Here is a 1,930-nt window from a genome sequence, read left to right on the forward strand (position 1 = left end):
GCACCCCCGGCCACGGCTCGGCCTCCCGCGCCGCGCCGCCCTCGCGCTCCACCGGCAGCAGCCCGTGCCGGATCGCCTGCACCACCTTGATCACCCCGGCGACGCCGGAGGCGGCCAGGGTGTGCCCGGTGGCCCGGCGCAGCGAGCCCACCCGCACCGGCGACGGCCGGTCGCGGCCGTAGGCGGCCAGCAGCTCCGCGCCCTCGCCCGGATCGCCGGAGGTGGCCTCCACGGCGGTGACGTCCCGCGCCGCGAGCCCCGCCTCCGCCAGCGCCGCGCGCACCACCCGCTCGCGCGCCGCCACGCCCTGGGTGACCGCGCTGCCCGCGAGCACCGCCAGCACCGGGCGTCCCGCGCGCCGCGCCCCGGACAACCGCTGGAGCACCAGCACGCCCACGCCCTCGGCCCGCTCCGCCCCGCCCGGCGCCCCGCCCGGCGCCCCGCCCGCAGCGACCCCGCAGGCCAGCGCCAGCCCGGACTCGCCCGCGCGCAGCGACCGCGCCGCCAGGTGCACGGCGACCAGCGACGAGGAGTCCGCCGCCGCGACGGTGATCGCCGGACCGGACAGGCCGAGCGTGCGCGACACCCGCGCCGAGGGGTCGCCGTCCCCGGCCGCGGTCCCGGTGAACACGCCCGCCGGGCCGCCGCGCAGCGCCTCCGGGTCCACGCCCGCGCGCTCCAGCGCCTCCCAGGCCACCTCCAGCAGCAGCCGCTCACCGGGGTCCATGGCGGTGGCCTCGCCAGGGCTGATGTCGAAGAACGCCGCGTCGAACTCGTCGGCGCCCGGCAGGCCCGCGCTCCTCGGGGCGCCCTCGGCGTCGAGCAGCTCGGCGACGTCCCAGCCGTGCCGCGCCTCGGTCCCGCCGCACAGCACCAGGTCCCACAGGTCGTCCGGGGTCTCCACGCCACCGGGGAGGCGGCACGCCATGCCGATCACGACCACCGGGTCGTCGGCCGGGGGAGCGGGGGGACGCTCGACGACCTCCACCCGCGGTTCCGGCTCCGCGCCGACCTCCGGTTCCCCCGCTTCGACCGGAAGCGCTCGGGGCGCCTGGGGTTCGACGAACGGCGCGCGGGGCGGCGGGGCCTCGTCCAGCGCCACCAGGACCGTGTGCGGGGTCGCGCGGGCGGTCTCCAGCAGCTCCGGCACCCGCGCCGGGTCGTCCAGGCCCACCGCCTGCGCGGGCAGCCCCAACCCCCTGCGGTGCACGGCCAGCGCCTCCAGGAACGCCGCCACCGCCGCGTCCGCCTGCCCGGCGGGCCGCGCCGACGGCAGCAGCAGGAAGAAGTCCAGGTCGCGGTGCCGGGTCACCTCGTGCAGCGCCCACGCGGTCCCGGTCGCCGAGCGCAGCGCCGCCGACACGTCCGCCACCGGGCGCGGCGCGTGCACGACCCCGGTGGGGCGGTGCGCGTCCACCAGCCTGGCCAGCGCCCGCGCGTCGTCCGGGTCGCCCGCCTCCACGGTGACCGCCGCGCCGCGCTCCTCCAGCTCCCGCCGCAGCTCCCACGCGTCGTGGACGCGGCCCACCAGCACCAGGTGGTCGTGGTGCGGGGCCAGGTGCCCGGCCACCGCCGCGCCGAGGCCCTCGGTGCCGCCGACCACCAGCACCGTGCCGCGCCTGGCGCGCGCCGGGGCGGTCAGCACGACCTTGCCGGTGTGGCCGCCGGTCGCCAGGTGCCGCAGCGCCTCACCGGCGTTCCGCAGCTCCCACGCGCGCAGCGGCAGCGGCTCCACCCCGTCCGACAGCAGCCGGGCGAACACCGCGACCAGCACGTCCGGGTCCACCCCGGCCAGGTCGAACCCGCGCCACCACGGGTCCTCGCGCGGGCCGCAGCCGCCCACGTCCACCAGCAGGCCGGTCGGGGACAGCAGCGCCAGCGACGCCGTCGCGATCTCCGCGTCGCCGCCCAGCACCACGTCCACCTGCGG

1 protein-coding gene is annotated in these 1,930 nt (G+C 80.2%); it reads right to left on the reverse strand.

All coding sequences use genetic code 11. The annotated features are described in order from the left end of the window. Positions 1-1,930, reverse strand: a 1,930-nt coding sequence (locus ACTUAL_RS17480) for a beta-ketoacyl synthase N-terminal-like domain-containing protein (RefSeq protein ID WP_440901024.1), incomplete at both ends; no start/stop codon positions are given.

The sequence above is a fragment of the Actinosynnema sp. genome (genome assembly GCF_052038725.1).